This is a genomic window from Variovorax sp. Varisp85, assembly GCF_047304045.1.
In the GTDB taxonomy this organism is placed as follows: Bacteria; Pseudomonadota; Gammaproteobacteria; order Burkholderiales; family Burkholderiaceae_C; genus Variovorax.
In genome coordinates, this window is record NZ_JBGLYN010000064.1 from 22,747 (window position 1) to 39,049 (window position 16,303).

General features: G+C 63.2%; 13 protein-coding genes and 2 riboswitches. Of the genes, 10 read left to right on the top strand and 3 right to left on the bottom strand.

What is annotated here, in order from left to right:
- Position 1 precedes the first annotated feature (1 nt).
- Positions 2 to 961, bottom strand: a complete 960-nt coding sequence (locus tag ACCC97_RS22050; RefSeq protein ID WP_413335049.1) for a DMT family transporter — start codon at positions 959 to 961, stop codon at positions 2 to 4.
- A complete protein-coding gene (locus tag ACCC97_RS22055) occupies positions 958 to 1,557 on the bottom strand; it encodes a LysE family translocator (RefSeq protein ID WP_413315846.1) in 600 nt (199 codons plus the stop codon). The genes ACCC97_RS22050 and ACCC97_RS22055 overlap by 4 nt, the downstream gene beginning before the upstream one ends.
- A gap of 113 nt (positions 1,558 to 1,670) precedes the next feature.
- On the opposite strand from ACCC97_RS22055, the gene ACCC97_RS22060 reads away from it, so the two are divergent.
- From ACCC97_RS22060 to ACCC97_RS22070, 3 genes are all read left to right on the top strand, one after another.
- The gene (locus tag ACCC97_RS22060; protein WP_413335051.1) at positions 1,671 to 3,095 is read left to right on the top strand and encodes a PLP-dependent aminotransferase family protein; all 1,425 of its coding nucleotides are present in this window, start codon (positions 1,671 to 1,673) and stop codon (positions 3,093 to 3,095) included.
- A gap of 78 nt (positions 3,096 to 3,173) precedes the next feature.
- The gene (locus ACCC97_RS22065; RefSeq protein WP_413335053.1) at positions 3,174 to 3,923 is read left to right on the top strand and encodes a PhaM family polyhydroxyalkanoate granule multifunctional regulatory protein; all 750 of its coding nucleotides are present in this window, start codon (positions 3,174 to 3,176) and stop codon (positions 3,921 to 3,923) included.
- Between the two features lie 45 nt (positions 3,924 to 3,968).
- On the top strand, positions 3,969 to 5,249 hold the full coding sequence (locus tag ACCC97_RS22070) for an FIST C-terminal domain-containing protein (protein WP_413335055.1): 1,281 nt from the start codon (positions 3,969 to 3,971) through the stop codon (positions 5,247 to 5,249).
- A 6-nt stretch (positions 5,250 to 5,255) separates the two neighbouring features.
- Here ACCC97_RS22070 and ACCC97_RS22075 read toward each other — a convergent pair whose 3' ends face one another.
- Entirely contained in the window at positions 5,256 to 6,557 is a 1,302-nt protein-coding gene (locus ACCC97_RS22075) for a D-amino acid dehydrogenase (protein WP_413335057.1), read from the bottom strand.
- Between the two features lie 91 nt (positions 6,558 to 6,648).
- A riboswitch (glycine riboswitch) is annotated at positions 6,649 to 6,754 on the bottom strand.
- A 7-nt stretch (positions 6,755 to 6,761) separates the two neighbouring features.
- Positions 6,762 to 6,858: riboswitch (glycine riboswitch) on the bottom strand.
- Positions 6,859 to 6,972: 114 nt separating this feature from the next.
- Here ACCC97_RS22075 and rfbB point away from each other — a divergent pair.
- The 7 genes from rfbB to ACCC97_RS22110 all read left to right on the top strand — a co-directional run bounded on the left by rfbB (position 6,973) and on the right by ACCC97_RS22110 (position 16,162).
- The gene (gene rfbB / locus ACCC97_RS22080) at positions 6,973 to 8,043 is read left to right on the top strand and encodes a dTDP-glucose 4,6-dehydratase (RefSeq protein ID WP_007838954.1); all 1,071 of its coding nucleotides are present in this window, start codon (positions 6,973 to 6,975) and stop codon (positions 8,041 to 8,043) included.
- Complete coding sequence (gene rfbD / locus ACCC97_RS22085; protein ID WP_413335059.1) at positions 8,040 to 8,930, top strand: dTDP-4-dehydrorhamnose reductase; 891 nt, start codon at positions 8,040 to 8,042, stop codon at positions 8,928 to 8,930. The genes rfbB and rfbD overlap by 4 nt, the downstream gene beginning before the upstream one ends.
- A 20-nt stretch (positions 8,931 to 8,950) precedes the next feature.
- A complete protein-coding gene (gene rfbA / locus ACCC97_RS22090; RefSeq protein WP_413335061.1) occupies positions 8,951 to 9,847 on the top strand; it encodes a glucose-1-phosphate thymidylyltransferase RfbA in 897 nt (298 codons plus the stop codon).
- Positions 9,844 to 10,392 (top strand): dTDP-4-dehydrorhamnose 3,5-epimerase, encoded by a 549-nt coding sequence (gene rfbC / locus ACCC97_RS22095; protein ID WP_413335062.1) that lies wholly within the window; start codon positions 9,844 to 9,846, stop codon positions 10,390 to 10,392. The genes rfbA and rfbC overlap by 4 nt, the downstream gene beginning before the upstream one ends.
- 154 nt (positions 10,393 to 10,546) lie before the next feature.
- Entirely contained in the window at positions 10,547 to 13,318 is a 2,772-nt protein-coding gene (locus tag ACCC97_RS22100) for a glycosyltransferase (protein WP_413335064.1), read from the top strand.
- A complete protein-coding gene (locus tag ACCC97_RS22105) occupies positions 13,308 to 15,278 on the top strand; it encodes a glycosyltransferase (protein WP_413335066.1) in 1,971 nt (656 codons plus the stop codon). Before ACCC97_RS22100 ends, ACCC97_RS22105 begins: the two co-directional genes overlap by 11 nt.
- Positions 15,275 to 16,162, top strand: coding sequence for a hypothetical protein (locus tag ACCC97_RS22110; protein ID WP_413335068.1), 888 nt, complete (start codon positions 15,275 to 15,277; stop codon positions 16,160 to 16,162). The genes ACCC97_RS22105 and ACCC97_RS22110 overlap by 4 nt, the downstream gene beginning before the upstream one ends.
- Positions 16,163 to 16,303: the final 141 nt, after the last annotated feature.

Below are 16,303 nucleotides of genomic sequence, written 5' to 3' on the forward strand. Positions count from 1 at the left end.
GTCAGCTTCTCCCCGGGCCGACGGCGCCTGCGGGCAGCGAGGCTGCAGCTGGCGCGGCCTGCGGTTGCGACAGGCGCTTGCCGATGACCACCGTGGCCACCACCGCGATGGCGAAGCCCAGCGTCACCACGTCGAGCGGTTCGCCCAGCAGCGGGATCGACGCGAGGATCGACAGGAAGGGCTGCAGCAGCTGCGTCTGGCTCACGCGCAGCGCGCCGCCCAGGGCGAGGCCGCGGTACCAGGCGAAGAAGCCGATCCACATCGAGAACATGCCGACGTAGACGAAGCCCACCCAGGCCGACACCGCGACGGGCTGCTGCGGCCACAGCGCCAGCGCGGCCGGCAGCGTAAAGGGCAGCGCCATCACGCAGACCCAGCAGATCACGCGCTCGGCGCCCAAAGACGGCGTGACCTGTGCGCCGTAGATGTAGCCGAAGGAGGCGGCGATGACCGCGCCCACCAGCAGCAGGTCGGCCCACTCGAAGCCGAAGCCATGGCCACCCTGGCTCGCGCGCAGTACCGAGAACGCCACCACCAGCAGGCTGCCCGCAATGGCGCAGAGCCAGAAGCCGAGCCGCGCGCGCTGGTGCAGCACCCAGGCCGCCACGGCGGCCGTGACCAGCGGCAGCAGTGCCGTCACCACCGCCGCGTGGCTGGCCGTGACCACGCGCAGCGCAAAGGCCAGCAGAAGCGGAAAGCCGATGGCGTTGCCCAGCACGGCCATGCCCAGCGGCTTCCACTGGTGCGCGGCGGGCCTCGGCGAGCGCGTTGCCAGCAGGAAGATGGCCGACAGCACGCCTGCCAGCGCCGCACGGCCGAGCGTGACGAACCACGGCGACAGCTGCGGCGCGTCCTGCGAGCCGGTGGCCAGGCGCGTCATGGGCAGGGTGACGGCGAACATCGCGACGCCGATGACGCCGAGCCACATGCCCAGCGTCTCGTCTTTCATGGCGAGCTTCATACGCTCACCATCCACCATGCGGTGAGCACGAGGACGAGACCCATCGCGCGGTTGAACCACAGCAGCCGCGAACCCTTGGCAAGCCATTCGCGCAGCAGCGCGCCGACCATCGCATAGGCGAAATTGCTCGTGAAGGCATAGATGAGCATCACCGGCGCCACGATGGCGAAGCGGCCCAGGGCGTCGGGCTGGCCGGCGATCCAGCCCGCCACCAGCGTGAGCGCGAGCAGCCACGCCTTGATGTTCACGAACTGCAGCATCACGCCCTGTCCGAAGCCGACCGACAGGCTCGCCCCGTCGGCCTTGCCGAGCGTGGCGCTGCCGCTGAGCTTGTACGCGAGCCACAGCAGGTAGCCGATGCCCAGCCCCTTGATGGCCAGGCGCAGCGAGGGCATGGCCACCACCAGCGCGCCAATGCCGGCGGCGCACAGCGCCAGCAGCAGGGTCCAGCCCACGGGCACCGCGACCACGAAGCGCATGGCGCGCGGCAGGCCGCCGTTGGCCGCGAGGGCGGTGGAGAGCGTGGTGTTGGGACCGGGCGAGAAGCTCATCGCCGTGGCCAGCACCAGCAGCGCGGTGAATTCTTGCCAGTTCATGACACACACTCTAAACTTGAGACCATTACAGTTCCGGTACAGATGGTCGAACAATCAGGCAATCTGTATTGGTCAGTCCTTCGACACAGAAGCCGGCCCGGCCCGGAAAACGCATGCTGACACGCACCTCCACCCAGTCGCTGACGGGGCAGTTGGCCGACCGCCTGGCCGAGCGCATCCGCACCCGCCTGCTGCCGCCCGGCGCCCGCCTGCCCTCGGTGCGCGAATGCGCGCGGCAGCAGGGCGTGAGTCCCTATACCGTCGTCGCCGCCTACGACCAGCTGCTGGCGCAGGGCCTCGTCGAGGCCCGCCGGCAGCGCGGCTTCTATGTGCGGGATTCCGCCCCTGCGCAGGAGGGCCGTCCGCCGAATCCGGCCGCGGCCGCGCCCATGGTCATGCAGATGATGGCCTCGCGCATACCGGCGGATGCGAGCTCGCTGATCCGCAGCATGTTCCACCGCCCGAGCGACAAGCCGCAGCCGGGCATGGGCGTGTTCCCGCCGGACTGGATGGCGTCGACCTTCATGCCCACGGCCGTGCGGCGCATGACCAGTACAGCCGCCCTGCAGGAGCTGTCGCTCCAGTACGGCGAGCCGGCCGGCGACATGAGCCTGCGGCGCAGCCTCTCGCAGAAGCTGGTGGGCATCAACGTGCCGGCGTCGCCCGAGCAGATCGTGACCACCATCGGCGCCACGCATGCGCTGGACATCGTGAGCCGCACGCTGTTGCGCGCGGGCGATCCGGTGATGGTCGAGGAGCCGGGCTGGGCGCTGGAGTTCGCGCGGCTGGAGGCGCTGGGCATGCGCATCCTGCCCGTGCCGCGCCGTGCCGACGGGCCCGACCTGGAGGTGATGGCGCAGTACTGCAGGCTGCACAGCCCCAAGCTGTTCGTCAGCGTGAGCGTGCTGCACAACCCGACCGGCTACAGCCTCACGCCGGGCAGCGCGCACCGCGTGCTCAAGCTGGCGAACGAGCACGACTTCCACATCGTCGAGGACGACACCTACAGCCACCTCGCGCCCGAGCACGCCACCCGGCTCAGCGCGCTCGACGGGCTGCAGCGCACCATCTACGTGAGCGGCTTCGCGAAGATCCTGGCGCCCAACTGGCGCATCGGCTTCCTGGCCGCGCCGCCAGCGCTGAAGGAACGGCTGCTCGAAACCAAGCTGCTGGCCACGCTGACCTCGCCCACGCTGTTCGAGCGGGCCTTGTCGTGGTGCATCGACCAGGGGCAGCTGCGCCGGCATTCGGAGCGCGTGCGCATCCGCCTCGACGGTGCACGGGGACGGGCGGTGAAGCTGGCCATGTCGCATGGCTGCACTTTCGCCTCGGAGCCAGCGGGGCTGTTCGGCTGGGTCGATACGGGCGTGGACACCGACGCGCTCACGCAGCGCATGCTCGACCAGGGCTACCTGTTGGCGCCGGGCTCGCTGTTCCACGCGCGCCGCCCGCCGAGCACCATGATGCGGATCAACTTCGCGACCTCGCAGGACGCGGCCTTCTGGAAGGTCTTCAGCAAGGTCCGAAGCGAACTCTGACGGTGCCGAAAGGCCGAAAAAGGCCGGGGGCTTGGAGTAAGCTGGCAACACAAGAAAACCATCCCAGGAGACCTCCGCATGAGCAACGCCAGCAAGCCCTTCGACTTCAGCCAGTTCGTTCCCGGATTCGACTTCTTGAAGAACCTCGCCGGCGGCGCCGCGGCGGGCTCGGGCGCCGGCTCGGTGCCGGGGATGCCGAGCCTTGCGAGCTGGGTGGCGCCCACGCTGAGCGTGGAAGAGGTCGACAAGCGCATCCAGGAACTCAAGACCGTGCAGTACTGGCTCGAACAGAACGGCCATGCCCTCAAGGCCACCATCCAGGCGCTCGAAGTGCAGAAGATGACCTTGTCGACGCTGCGCGGCATGAATGTGCGGATGGAAGACATCGCCAACGCGTTCACCAAGCAGGCAGCCGCGATGGCACCAGCGGCATCCCCCGAGCCCGAACCCGACCCCGAACCCGAAGAGGTCGAAGACGCGGACGAGATGCCCGAGGAGCAAGCTCCGGCGCCGAAGAAGCCGCGCAGCAGGCCTGCTGCGGCCAAGGCGAATGCCGGCTCGCCCGACGGCCTCGGCGTGGTCGACCCCATGCAGTGGTGGGGCTCGCTCACCGAGCAGTTCCAGCAGATCGCAAGCTCGGCGCTGCAGGACGCGGCGCAGCTGAAGGTGCCGGCCATGGCCCAGCCGTTGGCCGACGCGGTCGACACGGTCATGGGCAAGCCCGCTGCGGCTGCCCGCAAGCCCGCAGCAGCCAAGAAGACTGCAGCACCGGCCGCAAAGAAAAGGCCGTCGACCGCCGCCCGCAAGCGAACCTCCGGCCGGCGTTGACGTCATACACATTCATTCGTTGAAGAGAACGGGTTGGCACGCACCATGAAGTTGTTTCCCTCCGGCCACGCCACCCATCCGCAATGGCGTATGGCGGCCGGCCTCGTGCTGGCCCAGCTGCGCGCACAGATGGCCTTGCCCGACTACGCGTCTTCGCCGACGCTCGGGCTGCTCTACATCACCGACCACTATGCGAGCGAGGCGCAGGACATCCTCGATCACCTGAGCGCGGAGCTGCCCGAAGTGACCGACTGGTCGGGCACGGTCGGCGTCGGCGTGTCGGCCAACAATGCCGAGTATTTCGACGAGCCCGGGCTGAGCCTGATGCTCTGTGCCCTGCCCAGCGACCAATACCGCGTGTTCTCGGGCGTGGCGCCGTTGGGCAACTCCGAGATGAGCGGCTTCGAGGCCCACACGGCGCTGGTGCATGCCGACCCGGCCACCCCCGACCTTGCCGAGCTGATCGCCGAGATGGCGGGGCGCACGAACACGGGCTACCTGTTCGGCGGTTTGTCTTCGGGGCGTGGCAGCGCGCTGCAGTTCGCGGTCGGCGGCAACGGCAACATCCGCGGGCACGGGGCGGCGGGCGGGGTGTTCTCGGGCGGCCTGTCAGGCGTGGTTCTCGGCGAGGGCGTGCGGCTGGTGTCGCGCGTCACGCAGGGCTGCCAGCCGCTGCGATCGGGGGCGGCGCGCGAGCGCGAGATCACCGAAGCCGACGGCAACCTGCTGCTGAAGCTCGACGGCGAGCCGGCGCTCGACGTGCTGCTGGCCGACCTTCAGGTGTCGCTCGAGCGGCCGCAGGAGGCCATCGACGCCGTGCGTAACACGCTGGTCGGCCTGGCCGACGCGGGCAGCGACGGCATCCGCCGCACCGGCGACCTGGGTGCCGACGTGCTGGTGCGCCACATCATCGGGCTGGACCCGACGCGCCGCGGCATCGCGATCGCCGACGTGGCCGAGGCCGGCATGCGGCTGAGCTTCTGCCGCCGCAATGCGCAGGCCGCGCGTGCCGACCTGATGCGCATCTGCGCCGAAATCCGCGAGGAACTGGAGCCCGAAGAGCAGACGCTGGCCACCGCGCGCGCCGTGGCGGCGGGCGAGGCCGAGGCGGCGCCGCATCCGGCGCGGCGCATCGCGGGGGCGGTGTACGTCAGCTGTTCCGGGCGCGGCGGTCCGCACTTCGGCGCGCCGGGTGCGGAACTGCAGATCGTGCGGCACGCGCTGGGCGACGTGCCGCTGGTGGGGTTCTTCGCGGCGGGCGAGATCGCCCGCCACCATCTGTATGGCTACACCGGCGTGCTGACGGTGTTCGCCAGCAACGACTGACGGCGATCAGGCCGGCTGCAGCGCGCGCGGCGCGGGCGCGGGCATGCCGGTGAACGCGAAATCGACCTCCGGCGCCAGCCCGCTCACGATGCGCGCGATCGACTTGCCCGAACCGCAGGCGTGCGTCCAGCCGAGCGTGCCGTGGCCGGTGTTGAGGAACAGGTTCGGGAGCTTCGTCTTGCCGATCAACGGCACGTTGCTCGGCGTCGCGGGACGCAGGCCGGTCCAGAACTGCGCCTGCGTCGTGTCGCCGGCGCCCGGGAACAGCTCTTCCACGCGGCGCACGATGGCTTCGCAGCGCACCCGGTTCAGGTCGCGGTCGTAGCCGTTGAGCTCGGCAGTGCCGGCGATGCGCAGGCGGTCGCCCGACTCGGATGTGTAGCGCGAGAACACGAGCTTGAATTCGTCGTCCGTCAGCGAGACCTGGTGCGCCTTCGAGGCGTCCTTCACGGGCAGCGTCACCGAATAGCCCTTGGCCGGGTAGATCGGCAGGCGGATGCCCAGCGGCGCGGCATACAGCGGGCTCAGCGAACCCATCGCCAGCACGAAGGCGTCGCCGCGGATGCGCTGGAAGCGGCCTTCGCTGTCGGTGGCCTCGACGTGGTCGATGCTGCCGCCGGCCTCGCGCAGCGCGGTCACGGTGTGGCTCATCAGGAACCTGACGCCCGCTGCCGTGGCCAGGCCCACCAGTTCGCGCGCGAAGCGGTTGGCGTCACCTGACTCGTCCTCGGCCGTGTAGGTGGCGCCGGCCAGCTTGGGCCGGATGTGGGCGAGGGCGGGCTCGATCTTCACGGCTTCGTCGGCCGAGATGACCTGGCGCTCGCAGCCCAGGGCGCGCATCTGCTCGGCGGGCGCGAGGGCGCCGTCGAACTCTTTCTGCGTCGTGTAGAAGTGCAGGATGCCCTGCGTGCGCTGGTCGTAGTTCAGGCCGGTGTCGCGGCGCAACTGTTGCAACATCGAGCGGCTGTATGTACCAAGACGCACGATCTGCTCGATGTTGTGGCGGGTGCGCGCCGGCGTGCATTCGCGCAGGAACTGCAGGCCCCAGAGCCACTGGCGCATGTCGGCGCGGATGCGGAAGAGCAGCGGGGCGTCTTCCTTGCCCAGCCACTGCAGCACCTTCAGCGGCGCGCTGGGATTGGCCCAGGGTTCGGCATGGCTGACCGAGATCTGCCCGCCGTTGGCGAAGCTGGTTTCGGCGGCCGGGGTGGCCTGCCGGTCGATCACGGTCACTTCGTGGCCGAGTTGCTGGAGGTAGTAAGCCGAGGTCACGCCGAGCAGGCCGGCGCCAAGAACGATCACGCGCATTTCAAGTACCTTTGAGGTTGCAGCGCTTGAACGGCGGACGTGGTGTGCTATTGAATCAATAGCAAGCAACCGGACGACCGCCGTCCAAGTTGCCGCTCCCCCTGTCCTTGGTACCTGAGAGATTCACCCGCTGCGCCCGCAGAGGGTTTGCTCCTTCGGTGCGCCACATGGCGTGGCGGCTCTCCAGACGGCGTTTCAGTTGGTGCAGTACAGACCCCTTGTTCGGGCCGACCTGAGCGTTTATGGGAGTTTGCGCCTTCGGTAGGGCCACCTGGGTGGCCCGCTCTCCTGCAGTGGGGCGATTGTAGGCGGGGTTCCTGCGACTACCGACCTGTGACTTTTGCCCATATGAGCGATGGGATAATCATTTGTTAATCTGCCGCACCGAACTTCTCACAAACATTCAGGGGACCCCATGATCCTGGTAACCGGCGGCGCCGGCTTCATCGGCGCCAATTTCGTACTCGACTGGATCGCCAACAGCGACGAGCCGGTCGTGAACCTCGACAAGCTGACCTACGCAGGCAATCTCGAGACGCTCGCATCGCTCAAGGACAACCCGAAGCACGTCTTCGTGCAGGGCGACATCGGCGACAGCGCGCTGCTCGACCGCCTGCTGGCCGAACACAAGCCTCGCGCCGTGGTGAACTTTGCGGCCGAATCGCATGTGGACCGTTCCATCCACGGCCCTGAAGACTTCGTGCAGACCAATGTCCTCGGCACCTTCCGCCTGCTCGAATCCGTACGCGGCTTCTGGAGCGCACTGCCGGCCGAGCAGAAAGCCGCCTTCCGCTTCCTGCACGTGTCGACCGACGAGGTCTACGGCTCGCTCTCCAAGACCGATCCGGCCTTCACCGAAGAAAACAAATACGAGCCCAACAGCCCTTACTCGGCCAGCAAGGCCGCCAGCGATCACCTCGTGCGCGCCTGGCACCACACCTACGGCCTGCCGGTGGTCACCACCAACTGCTCGAACAACTACGGCCCGTTCCATTTTCCCGAGAAGCTGATCCCGCTGATGATCGTCAACGCGCTGGCCGGCAAGAGCCTGCCCGTGTACGGCGACGGCATGCAGGTGCGCGACTGGCTCTACGTGAAGGATCACTGCAGCGCCATCCGCCGCGTGCTCGAGGCCGGCAAGCTGGGCGAGACCTACAACGTCGGCGGCTGGAACGAGAAGCCCAACATCGAGATCGTCAACACCGTGTGTGCGCTGCTCGACGAGCTGCGCCCGCGCGCGGACGGCAAGCCGTACAAGGAGCAGATCACCTACGTCACCGACCGCCCGGGCCATGACCGCCGCTACGCCATCGACGCGCGCAAGCTGGAACGCGAACTCGGCTGGAAGCCCGCCGAAACCTTCGACACCGGCATCCGCAAGACCGTTGAGTGGTATCTCGCGAACAGCGAATGGGTGCGCAACGTGCAAAGCGGCGCCTACCGCGAGTGGGTCGAGAAGCAATACGACGCGAAGGCCGCGGCATGAAGTTGCTGCTGCTTGGCAAGGGCGGGCAGGTCGGCTGGGAACTGCAGCGCAGCCTTGCGCCGCTGGGTGAGCTGGTCGCGCTCGATTTCGACAGCACCGATTTCAACGCTGACTTCAGCCGCCCCGAGCAACTGGCCGAGACGGTGCTGAAGGTTCGCCCCGACGTGATCGTCAATGCCGCGGCGCACACGGCGGTCGACAAGGCCGAGAGCGAGCCCGATTTCGCACGCAAGCTCAACGCCACCTCGCCGGGTGTCGTGGCCGAGGCGGCCCGGCAGATCGGGGCGCTGATGGTGCACTACTCGACCGACTACGTCTTCGACGGCAGCGGCATCAAGCCCTGGAAAGAAGGCGACGCGACCGGCCCGCTCAGCGTGTACGGACAGACCAAGCTCGAAGGCGAGCAACTGGTGGCGCAGAACTGCCCAAACCATCTGATCTTTCGCACGAGCTGGGTGTACGCGGCGCGCGGCGGCAACTTCGCCAAGACCATGCTGCGGCTGGCGAAGGAACGCGAGAAGCTGACCGTCATCGACGACCAGTTCGGTGCGCCGACCGGGGCCGAGTTGCTGGCCGACGTGACGGCGCATGCCATTCGAGCCACGCTGCAGGATCCGGCGAAGGCGGGTCTCTATCACGCGATTGCCGGTGGCGAGACGACGTGGCACGGCTACGCGCGTTTCGTGCTCGAACTGGCGCAGCAGGCCGGCGTCGAACTCAAGGCCGGCCCGCAGGCTGTCGAGGCGGTGCCCACCAGCGCCTTCCCGACTCCGGCGAAGCGCCCGCACAACTCCCGGCTCGACACCTCCAAGCTGCAGGCCACTTTCGGCTTGCGCCTGCCGCCCTGGCAGGAAGGCGTCGCGCGCATGCTGCGCGAAATCCTTTGAATCTTCACGAGAAAAAGTACATGACCAAGACGACGCAACGCAAAGGCATCATCCTGGCCGGTGGTTCGGGCACTCGCCTGCATCCGGCCACATTGGCCATGAGCAAGCAGCTCCTGCCGGTGTACGACAAGCCGATGATCTACTACCCCCTGAGCACGTTGATGCTCGGCGGTATGCGCGACATCCTGATCATCAGCACGCCGCAGGACACGCCGCGGTTCCAGCAGTTGCTGGGGGATGGGAGCCAGTGGGGGATCAATCTGCAGTATGCGGTGCAGGCCAGCCCTGACGGATTGGCGCAGGCGTTCATCATTGGCGACAAGTTCGTGGGCAATGACCCAAGTGCGCTGGTGCTTGGGGACAACCTCTTCTATGGTCACGACTTTGCGCACCTGCTCGCTGGCGCGGATGCGAAGCAGTCGGGCGCCACCGTGTTCGCCTATCACGTGCATGATCCTGAGCGCTACGGCGTGGTCGCGTTCGACGCCGAGGGCAGAGCCAGCAGCATCGAGGAAAAGCCGCTGGAGCCGAAGAGCAGTTATGCGGTAACCGGGTTGTACTTCTACGACAACCAGGTCGTCGATATCGCCAAGGCCGTCAAACCGAGCGCGCGTGGCGAGCTTGAGATCACCGCCGTCAATCAGGCCTATCTCGGTCTCGGTCAGCTCAATGTACAAATCATGCAGCGCGGCTATGCATGGTTGGACACCGGTACCCATGACAGTTTGCTCGAGGCTGGGCAGTTCATCGCGACACTCGAGCACCGTCAAGGGCTGAAGATCGCCTGCCCCGAAGAGATCGCTTGGCGCAATGGTTTCATCACGACCGAGCAGCTTGCGAAGCTTGCCTCTCCTCTCGAGAAGAGCGGGTATGGCAAATATTTGAAGCACCTGTTGAGCGAAGAGGTGCGCTCTTGAAAGCCACACCGACCGAAATTCCCGACGTGCTCGTGATTGAACCCAAGGTGTTTGGTGACGCACGAGGATTTTTCTTCGAGAGCTTCAATCAAAAAGCATTCGATCAAATCGTCGGCAAACATGTCGACTTCGTCCAGGACAATCATTCGCGCTCGGTCAAGGGGGTTCTGAGAGGCCTGCATTACCAGCTTCAACAGCCGCAAGGGAAGCTGGTGCGCGTTGTAAAAGGGGCGGTGTTCGATGTGGCAGTCGACATCCGCAAGTCTTCGCCGACCTTTGGCAAATGGGTCGGTGTCGAATTGAGCGAGAACAACCACAAGCAACTGTGGGTGCCGGCCGGATTCGCGCACGCCTTTCTAGTACTGAGCGAGACGGCCGAGTTTCTTTACAAGACGACGGACTACTATGCACCGGCGCACGAGCGGTGTATTGCTTGGAACGATGCAGCACTGGGCATCGCCTGGCCCGAAATTGGAATGTCGCCGCAGTTGTCGGCAAAGGATGCGGCGGGGTCTTCGCTGGGCAAGGCGGACCTGTTTCCATGATCCCATTAGGACGTGGAAGCGCACCTGGCCGCACGAACTTATCTAGGAGAATTGTTGATCGAAGGCAACTGTCGAACCGGATTCCGATGGCTTTTCTCCGATAGACATAAAGTGCAAGGCGCAACATCCAATGGCAAATATATTAGGTGACGGTATGGCGGTCGCCGAAAGCAACTCCACGAACAAGGTGAGCGGGCTGGTCATTTCGTACAACCGGGTTAACTTAATAGGAACTTGCCTTAAAGCGCTCTCATTCGTGGATGAGCTGATTGTTGTCGACAAATCCTCCACAGATGGAACGGCAGAAATCGCGGCGGAAATTGCGGATCGAGTCGTCGTTGTCCCTTGGTCCCCCGTCGTCGAGCAGACCAAGGCTTTTGCAATCACCCACTGCACGCATCCATGGATCGTGTGCATGGACGACGATGAGTGTCTGAGCGTTGAAGCAACCCGCTTCATCCGGCGGGAATTGCTCGCTCCGCGTGCCGGCGTCTATCTGCTTCCTCAGCGACACTACATCCTCGGAGTGCATGATGAGCGCGCCTACTACTGGCCTGAGTATCAACCGAGATTCTTCAATCGGGACAAGATCTCCTTCACCCAGACAGTGCATGGCGGTGCGCAGTTCGAAGAGAAGGACGCATTTGTTGTTCCTTTTGAAGATGGCGCGTGCATTCACCATCTCTCGCACACGGATGTTGCTCAGTGGATTGAGAAGACTAACCGCTACACGTCCAATCCCGACCGTGTCCGCGTTGCGCATGCAGGAGATGATCTCGCTGCATTTGCGCACGGGCAAATTGACCTGCATCTGTCCGCAACCAAGTCTGGGGAGGCGAGTGGCTATCCCGTGGCCGTAGCGATCCTGCGGGCGGTCTACAACATCATTGACCGGCTCAAGACTTGGGAAGAAGAAGAGGGACTTGACGGAGAAGAAGCTTTCCGACTGATATGTGCCCGTCTGGAGAGTGAGTACCGCGAAGAGTTTTCGCTGCAATCAACGGCTTCTCGAGGCTCGCGCCTTGGCTCGGCGAGCACGACGCACATCGCGTTTCATGCTGAGTCGCCTGCTCCATTGAAACCGTCAGCCGATGATCAGGGCAACGCCTTGGCTTTGTTGAGGCTCACACTCCGAGACGTACGCGCAGCGGTCGAGCAAATCCGGCATGAAGCGCTGGAGCGAGATCGTGAGGCACAGGAACGCGAGCGGGATGCTCGAGCTCGGCTCAATGCCGCCGCGGAAGCACAAGAACTGCTTGATAAGGAGAATCAAAAAAATGCGAACGCTCTCCGGTTCGCCCAGCAACGTGAAATGGATTTGATCAACCGATTGGAGAAAGCGGAGCAGGCTTACCTCTCTCTTGATGGGCGTCTTCAGGCAACCTTGTCGTCAATGAGCTGGCGAATCACAGGCCCTTTGCGGCGAGTTGCAACGCGCTACCCGCGCCTGATCCGAAATCTGAAGGCATTCCTCGCCAGACATCCACGGTTGAAAAAAGGCGTGATGCGCATTGTCAGGTTTGATTGGCGCGTAGCTGCGGACGAACTGCCATCGCGGCCTTTGCTCGCTGAGGGGCCGTCGGGAACTGATGCACCCAAAAAAATTCCTCCCACCAAGCCGGTACGCTCGTTCAAATTGCGGACCATCGAGGCGGCCACGACGAACTCTGCTTTTCAGCTGAGGCCAACGGGCCAAGATGCGCCCAGGCGATTGATGTGCGTCAGCCACGTTCTGCCGTTTCCGCCGCGCGCTGGCAACGAATATCGCATTCACCAGATGCTCAAGTGGCTGGGGTCAGAAGGATGGGAGATCTTGCTGATAGTGTGCCCACTGCCCGGGGAACCGCTCTCCAAGGCGCAAATTTCCGCGGCCGCGGCGGTGTATCCCCAACTGATGGTGTGCGATCGCGATGGTGTGATTCATCACAATCTTGCGAAGGACGCACCTGTCCTCAAAGGCCTGAGCGGTTATTCGCCTAGAAATCTTGACTCGCTGTTGACTGATCGGGAGACCAGCTTTGGGCGTACGGAACTCATTGAGACCCTGCGTGTCTTTTCTCCGGATTTTCTGATCGAACTCATGCGCAAACTCGACGAGAACTGCCACTTCGATCTGCTGCTGGCCGAATACGTGTTCATGACGAGAGGCTTTTCGCTGCTTCGGGGCGATCTGACCAAGGCTGTAGATACACACGATGTTTTTTCAACCAAAGCCAGCAAGGTTGCGCAGTTCGGTATCAAGGACGTCTTTCTGCTGTCAGAAGAGGAGGAAGCAGAACTGGTAAACCGGGCTGATATTGTCATAGGCATTCAGCCGGAAGAGACTCGTCAACTTTCAAGTATGGCGCCCGATCGGTCTGTGATCAACGTGGGCGTGGATTTCTCTGTCAAAACACAAGTCGAAGAACTGCCATCGGAATCCACCATCCTACTTGTCGCATCGAACAATCCGATGAACAACAAGGGTTTGAAGGATTTCTTGCGATTTTCCTGGCCCATCATTCGCAAGCACCAGCCTGCGGCTGAACTGCACGTGGTCGGTGACGTGGGCCGCGCAGTGGCAGTTGTACCTGACGGGGTAAAGATTCTCGGGCGTCTGGGCGATCTGGATGCGGCCTATGCTCAAGCTGCCGTGGTGATCAATCCCACGGTGGCAGGAACCGGGCTCAAGATCAAGACGGTTGAAGCGCTTTGCCAGCTTCGACCTGTGGTCACTTTTCCCGCGGGTGTTGATGGACTGGGGGATGCAGCGAGGCCTCTGCTGCATGTGGCAACCGACTGGTTTGACTTTGCACGGCAGGTTTCGCGCGTGCTGGACGAGCGGCCGAGCGCTGAAGCGTTGACGCAGCTCGGTGTGGCACTTGCTCATGATTTCTCTCCCCAAGCTATTTATGCGCAACTCGCCAGGGCCCTCAATGACAACTAAGTCTTCGTCGCCTCAGACCGAGCATTCCGATCGCTTGTCATTCGGTTCGTACGATCTGTTCGTAGACCTGTCCGATGAATTGGCGATGGATCAGGCGAAGGTCATGCAGCATGCCCGGAGATTGCTCCAGTACTGCGGCTTCGGCAATGTCGGTGGACGAATAAATATCGCACTCCCGAAGGGAGTGGAATTGCCAACTGGCAATGATTGGGGGCGGCATCTCGCGGCTGGTAATCAGGGCGCGCTCACCTTTGATCGCGCGGTCGAGGAAGCGGCCATGAGGAAGCGAGGACTGCTTGTCATTATGGGCTTGCTCCTGCCCGCCAATGAGGTTCTGCTGCCCTTGTGGCAGGCGCTCTACAAGGATCCGCTCTTTGGCAGCGCGCAGCCGCGTTTCGCCAATGCGTTGACGGATGAGATCTGCCCCTTTCCTTCATTGCATTCTTTGGGGGAGCCGGCTTTTACCTCCCGCGAAGCACTGTCCCTGTTGCCGGAAACTGTGATCACTGCCGAACTGCTGTCATCGTGTACCTTGTTGCGGCGCGAAGTCGTAGCGGCAATGGGGGCATCGCGCCCGCTCGACAGTGTTCGTGGCGCGTTGGCACTGGGCTTGTGCATGGCGAGGCGCCGCGGCTTCCGCAACGTGGTGTCGAATCGCGCAGTGGTCTCGTTGCCTGCCGACGTGTCGGCATCGCGTTCGACAAGCGTTCAGCGAGATCAGGCGGCGGCCTATCTTGCCCTGGCTCCCGCTGCAATGACTCGATTGCTGGAGATGTATCCAGACCATGCCAGAGCCAACATGGAGAACAGCCGCCGTCTGCCATTCAGGCTTGAGTGGTTGCTGACTGCGGCTCATCCAGGCAGAAGCAAACCACGTCGGTTGCTGCTCGATTGCCGTGGCATGGCGCCCATCTACAACGGCACCTCGCAGGCGATGATCGGCTTGCTCGACGGATTGGCGTCCCTGAAGGATGCGCAATGGCATATCGATGTTCAGAGCGGGGCAGCGGCGGCAAAGTTTCATGGACTTGCACAGCGCTACCCCATGTTCACACATGTGCATGGCGAAATTTCGGGGCCCTATGCCGCGGCGCTGATGCCGAATCAACCCTGGTCAGTTGAAGTCGTTGCTGAACTGCACCGGAGCGCATTGGTCCTCATCTTCAATATCCTGGACACCATCGCATGGGACATTCTTTACCCGGTGGACGAGCGAGTGGAATCGACTTGGAAGTTTGTTGCCGCGCACGCTGATGGGCTGGCCTATATCTCCTCTTTCACCCAGGACCGCTTCCGGCAGAGATTCCCGGTGAAAGGCCTCGTGCAAGAGCGGGTGATACATCTCAGTCTGGACGCTGAGGATCATGTGACTCCCGAATATCGCGGCCTCCCTTCCAGCGATTTCGTGCTGCTGTTCGGCAACGCATACGAGCATAAGGATCTCGCACCCACCTTACAAAATCTTTCGGACGCATTTCCATTGCAGCAGTTCGTTGTGCTGGGAACTGTGGCAAGCGAAATGCCACGTGTCAAAGCCATCGCAAGCGGGCAGGCATCCGACGAAGAAATCCATCGATTGATTGCAACAGCAAAGGCGATTGTTTTTCCGTCCTACTATGAAGGCTTCGGCTTGCCGGTGGTGGAGAGCCTTGCCTACGGGCGACCGGTGCTGGTCAGAAAATCTGCGTTGTGGGATGAAATCAGTGCGCACTCGAGCTTGTCCGGTCGCATGATCGAATTCGACGACACGGTGTCGTTGGTCGAAAGTCTGGGTCGGGTGCTGGCCGACCTACCTGTTGCCGTGCTACCCGCCTCCACGGCCTTGGTGGATGCTCAGGACTCGCCAAGCTGGCGCACGTGCGCTACCTCATCGATGGCCTTCGTCGAGCATTGCGTGGAGCGATCCGATATCTCGGATTGGCTAGACCGTGAAGAGGTACTGAAACTGGCCAAGCTATGAATAAGAAAAAACTGAAAATCGTCACCTTGCTCGTTCGGCACGGGACCGGCAAGTACCCGAATGCTCTGGAAGATATCCAGGCACTCTTCGCGCGCCAACTGCCGGATGTGGTGCACGATTGCGTCATTGTCGACAATACGTTGCCGCCCGGGCATGAAGAAGCGCTTCAGCCTGGTGTGACCTTGATCGGCGGCTCGAATGCGGCATGGGAGTTTTCGGCATGGGACAGTGGCGTGGCCTATTTGGGATCGCGATTGCACGCCTATGACTTTGTTCACTTGGCGACGTCTGCCTTCAAGCAACTCTATGTCGCTTATCTCGAACGCTTCGACGGGCGCATGCTGGACTTGTTGGCTGGGCGTGGCGTGGCCATAGGCCACATCGACTATTACAACGAGCCTGTCGACCTTCTTGGAGTCGGATGTCAGTCGTGGGTGAGGACCTCCTTCGTCTTTCTCTCCCCCACGGAAGTCAAAATTCTCGGCTCGTTCGTGAGCGTGACGAGCGGAGTCGATTTTTTCTCAAGGGATCCTCGAAGTCCCTTCAAAGAGAATGCTCCAATCTCAGGTGGATACCGGCGCAACATCCTAGGATGGCTCACTGGCGACGGGACCGAGCAAGGCGTTGAATGGCATTCTCGCTTCAAGCTCGACATCGACACGCTTCCCTTTTTCGAAAGCAAGACGCTGGCGATCTTCAACGAACAGATGCTGAGCAATCGCTTGCGAGCCCAAGGCTGCAGACTCGTCGACGCTACTTGGGCTGCGACGCGCGCGGGGCGGATTGCCAAGGGAGACGTGGAGTCTTTCGGGGTCATTCCGCCTTGGCAGATCCAAGTCACCTCCCGCGATAGAGATGCCGGGCCGGAAAGCCTGTTGGTATAGCCCGAGTTAAGTAAGCGCGCGGTGATCCCGTCTTGACGTCGGTCCTTCGATCAGCGCACTTCGATTGGCTGCCAGCGATGCGGCAGCAAATCTCCGACGCGACTGGCCGGCTGCGTGGGCAGCCGCTCGAGGACGTCGCTG